The organism is bacterium (genome assembly GCA_035529855.1).
GTDB lineage: Bacteria > RBG-13-66-14 > B26-G2 > WVWN01 > WVWN01 > WVWN01.
On the sequence record DATKVX010000059.1, the window covers coordinates 1 to 4,610 of the forward strand.

Consider the following 4,610-nt stretch of genomic DNA (forward strand, 5'->3'; position numbering starts at 1 on the left):
GTCGTCTACCCGGCGACGGTGGACGAGTACACCCTCGGCGACGTCGACCTCTACCGCCAGTCGGACCCCAACAACCTCAACTGCCGCATCGTCAAGTGCCGCTCCTGCGGCCTTACCTACGCCAACCCGCGCGAGTCCACCGAGCTCATGGCCGACATCTACCGCCACGTCGAGGACGACGTCTACCTCGAGCAGAAGCCGGCCAAGGACGCCTCCTACCGGTGGAACGTCGAGCGGCTGGAACGCTACGCGCGCGGCGGCCGCATCCTGGACGTCGGCTGCGGCCACGGCTTCTTCCTGTCGCTGCTCGAGCCCGGCCGGTGGGAGCGGGTCGGCGTGGAGCCGACGCGGGCCGCGGCGCGCTACGGCCGCGACGCGCTGGGCCTCGACATCCGCCCCGTCTTCCTGGCCGAGAACGACCTCCCCCGCGAACACTTCGACGTCGTCACGATGTTCCACGTCCTGGAGCACGTCGCCGACCCGAAGCGCGACCTGCGCTACGTGTACGAATTGCTCAAGCCGGGAGGATACCTCTACGTGGAGTTCCCGGACGTCTCGAGCGTCTTCGCGCGCTGGCGCAAGCGGCGCTGGTGGTACGTCATGCGCTTCCATACGTATTACTTCAACCGCGCGACGGCTACGCGGATGCTGGCCGAGACGGGCTTCGTCCCGGTGGACGTGCACCAACCGGTGAAGACCTGGACGCTGGGCTACCTCGCCCACAAGCTGCGCGCCTACGGCGACTACTTCAACTTCGCCGAGAAGCTAACCCGGGCGCTGGGGCTGGCCAACGTCCCCCTCCGCATTAACCCCCGCGACATCTTAGGCATTATCGCCCGAAAGGACTAAGCGGGCCGATGGCGATATCGGTTAAGCGCGCCGTCGCCGGCATGAGCCTTATCAACGTGGGCGCGATGCTGGGCGCGGCGGCGCAGGCCATCGTCGTGGCGCGCGCCTTCGGGACCGAGCACGTATACGACCTCTACCTCCTCATAGCGGTCCTCCCCGAGCTCCTCACCATCTTCACGCAGAACCTCTTCGCGGCGCTGCTCCTGCCGCTGTTCCACAAGCTGCAGGCCGAGCACGACGAGGCCGGCGCCTGGCGGCGGATGTGGAACGTCTTCAACGTCTCGCTGTTGTTCTACGCCGCCGCGGCGGCGGCCATATTCCTGCTGGCCCGCCCTATTGCCGGGTGGCTCGTCGCCGACGCCTCGGCCGCGGAGCTCGACTACGCCGCGTCGCTCTTGCGGGTATACGCGCCGGCGGTCGCGCTCTCGCTGGCGCTGCGGACGTTCCTGTCGCTGCACAACGCGATGGAGTCGTTCGTCTTCCCGGCGCTGACGAACCTGGTCCCGCCGCTGTTCATCGTGGCGTCGGTGCTGCTCTTCGCCGGGACCGTGGGGCCGTTCGCCATCGCGATGGGGGCGGTGTGCGCCGCCGCGGCGCAGGTCCTCATCCTCACGACGCGCGTCATCACCAAGGGCCTGCGGCATTGGCGGCCCCGGCTCGACGTACGGGCGCCCGAGGTGGCCTTATTCGTCGGGTGGGCCGCGCCGCTGGCCTTCGGCGCCGCCGCGGAACAGCTCCAGACCTTCATCGACCGCCAGGTGGCCGCGACGCTCGAGCTCCCGGGGGCCATCGCCGCGCTCAAGTACGGCTTCGTCCTGACGAGCTTCACGATCGCGTTCTTCTCGGTGCCGCTCGCCCGGGTGACGTTCACCTATTTTTCGCGGGCCGCGGCTCGAGCCGCCCGCGGCGAAATTAACGAGCGCTTCAACCGCGTCCTGCGCCAGCTCGCCGTCTTCTACGTCCCGGCATCCGTGGGCCTCGTCATCCTGGCGGAGCCGCTCATCCGCTTCCTCTTCGTCGGCGGCAAGTTCGACGAGGCGTCTTTGGCGCTGGCGAGGCCCGCGGTCGCGGCCTACGCCGTCGGCCTCCTCTTCCTCGTCGCGACGAACCTCATCCGCTACGTCGCGTACTCGTACAAGCGATACCTGGCGTACTCGCTTATAGCGGTGGGGGCCGTCGTCGCGACGTACGCGTTCGACCGGGGCTTCGCGGCGCTGTGGAGCTACTGGGGGATAGCGCTGGCGCGGGGGGCGGTGGCGCTGTTGTGGTTCGTCGCGGTGTTCGCGTTCCTCGCCCGGCTCGAGCGTCTGACGCTGGAGTGGCGGGTGGCGGCGACCGCCGCCCGAGCGCTCCTGGCCGCGGCGCCGATGGCGGCGCTGGTGTGGTGGCTGTCGCGGCTGGAGTGGGGGATCGGGGGGCCGGCGCGGCTCGAGCCGTTCGTGGTGGCGGTGGCGTCGGCCGCGGCGGGCGCGGCGCTGTATTTCGCGTTGATGTTCCTGATGCGGGAGGGGGAGGTGGTGAGTCTGGTTAAGAGTTTGATGGGGAAAATTAGGGGCGGCGCGTAGTGGTACGCCGACAGGAATGTCGGTGGCACGCCTGATCACGGACAGGAACGTCGGCGCCACAAAGCAGGCGTCATGACCGACAAGAATGTCGGTCCCACGGACGGTAACATCCAACGCCACCCCCTTAATATCGGAAGCGGCGGGTTTTAAACCCGCCGCTGCTGGTTTATCTTGGCCGCCCCGCGGCGCGGCGTTTTCTTTATACGTTTTCGGTTACCTTTATTTATACAACGCCTTAACTTTGCCGAGCGATGTTGGCTCTACGGGCATTAAAGCCGTAACCACGGTTTTATAAGCCCAAACTTCGACGCCCGTGCGGCGGAGGTTCCAATAATAGGAAGTGGTTCCCCCCGCCACCACGCCGCCGGCGTTAGTCAGGCCCGGCATATTGAAAGAACCCACGAGGGAGCAACCGGAACGCATGTCGTATACCCGAACCGGGTCGTATTGTTGGGCCGGCCCCACGTAAATATAATCCCCCCACCCGTATCGATATCCGTGCGCCGCGGCGATATCGGCGGCCTTTACGCCCGTAGCGTACGAGGCGACGAAACTCCCGTAAGGCGTAAAACGGGAAACTACGCCCTCTTCAGTTACGGTGTAGATGTGTGGCGCGAGATGGCCGCCGATACCTATTCCTACGGTTTTAGGTGCTACGGCGAACAACGTCCCGATGTAACTCCCGGCCGTAGTATAGATTTTGACGTCGAACGCTCCCTCGTCCAGGACGGCGAAGTGAAAGCCGGAATAACCTTCCGGGGGGCAGTCGGCATCGCCCAGCCTAACTGCCCCGGGCAACCGGACCGTGGAGATTAAAGAACCGACCGTATTAAAAGTGTATAAGTAATTATAATCGTCCCGTTCGAAAAAAATACCGCACAAGCCGCCCCGTACGATCCCCTGCGCGTACGGCGGCGCCGTACCGCTCATCCGGAACGAGCTAACAATGCTCGGGTAGTCCGCGACCGCGTACTGGGCAGCAACAAACGCGACCACCGCCGCCAAGGCCACACAAGCCGAACGCACGATTGACGTTCTCATATCGGCCTATCCCCCTTATTTATACAACGCCTTGACGCGTCCCAGCGACGCGGGCTCCACGGGCATACCGCGGCCGAGATAAACTTCGTATATCCAGAGGCGGGTATTAACGCGGCGTAGGCCGTAGTAGTACGTGCCGAACGCTACGGCGCCGAGGCTGCGGGTACCGGGAAGGTCGAAGCTCCCGGCCAACGACCCCCCGTAAACGCGATAGGAATATATGGGGCCGGGTAGGCCGCGGGGCGCCACTTGTACGAAGTAACCCCACTCATACGCGTAACCGCCGCTCGCGGCCAAGTCCCGCACGTCGATGCCGGTAGTGAAGGAGCCCAGAAAGCTACCTTGGGGCGAATAACGGCGAATCAAACCGTCGCGCGTGGCCAGGTACACGTAATCGACGACGTGGCCGCCGACGCCGATCGCGACCGCGTCCGGCGCGGCCATAAACGTCCCTACAAGACTACCGGTCGTATCGTATATTTTAACGTCGTGCGTGCCGGTATCTACCGCTGAAAAGTAGTTCCGGGGGTACGTATCGGGGAGGCGGTCCGTCTCCGCGATTACGTTCGCGCTTACCAGTCTCATCGATGATATAAAAGAACCTTGACGCGAGAATTCGTACAAGTAATTGACGCCGGGCGCCGTATAGGAAATCACGAAGGCCGAGGTGCCGTAAAGATGTATACCGCGAGGGTCGGGCGGCGTAGCCCCGGTTAATTGGAGCGAGCTTACTATACTGGGCGGTTGCGAAAACGCGGCCGGAACAATAATAAACGCGACCGCGGCCGCCAAGGCCACGCTCGCTCGTCGCGTAATTATCCTATTCATAATAACTCCCTTACCTTATCTCCCCTAAACTTCCCAACTGAATTTCTCCATCGAGCCACCCCTATTTTATACCCAAGTCGCCTCCCTTGTCAACTATTTTAATAGCCGTCGCCTTGCCGTGCCGTCAGGTGTTGGCCGGTTGTGCCGTCAGGTGGTAACACCTGACGGGGGCCATTATGGGTCATGACCGACAAGAATGTCGGTCCCACGGACGGGAACATCCGACGCCGCCGAGAGTTTTCGTAGGGCCGCACCTTTAGGTGTGGCCGCCATAAGAGCCGGGCCGACCTGAAGGTCGGCCCCTACTTTAATATTAATTTGCGGAGG

At 63.7% G+C, this 4,610-nt stretch carries 4 protein-coding genes; 2 read left to right on the forward strand and 2 right to left on the reverse strand.

What is annotated here, in order from left to right; genetic code table 11:
- On the forward strand, nt 1–849 hold an 849-nt coding region (locus VMX79_06500; GenBank protein HUV86744.1), incomplete at its 5' end, for a class I SAM-dependent methyltransferase.
- An 8-nt stretch (nt 850–857) separates the two neighbouring features.
- The gene (locus VMX79_06505) at nt 858–2,414 is read left to right on the forward strand and encodes a lipid II flippase MurJ (protein HUV86745.1); all 1,557 of its coding nucleotides are present in this window, start codon (nt 858–860) and stop codon (nt 2,412–2,414) included.
- Between the two features lie 219 nt (nt 2,415–2,633).
- On the opposite strand, the gene VMX79_06510 is transcribed toward VMX79_06505, so the two are convergent.
- A complete protein-coding gene (locus VMX79_06510; GenBank protein ID HUV86746.1) occupies nt 2,634–3,455 on the reverse strand; it encodes a hypothetical protein in 822 nt (273 codons plus the stop codon).
- Between the two features lie 15 nt (nt 3,456–3,470).
- Complete coding sequence (locus tag VMX79_06515; protein ID HUV86747.1) at nt 3,471–4,040, reverse strand: hypothetical protein; 570 nt, start codon at nt 4,038–4,040, stop codon at nt 3,471–3,473.
- Between the last annotated feature and the right edge of the window lie 570 nt (nt 4,041–4,610).

What these genes read in the sequence shown, in the direction of transcription:
- VMX79_06505 (HUV86745.1), top strand. Translation starts at nt 858, where the DNA reads ATGGCGATATCGGTTAAGCGCGCCGTCGCCGGCATGAGCCTTATCAAC.
- VMX79_06510 (HUV86746.1), bottom strand. Translation starts at nt 3,455, where the DNA reads ATGAGAACGTCAATCGTGCGTTCGGCTTGTGTGGCCTTGGCGGCGGTG.
- VMX79_06515 (HUV86747.1), bottom strand. Translation starts at nt 4,040, where the DNA reads ATGAGACTGGTAAGCGCGAACGTAATCGCGGAGACGGACCGCCTCCCC.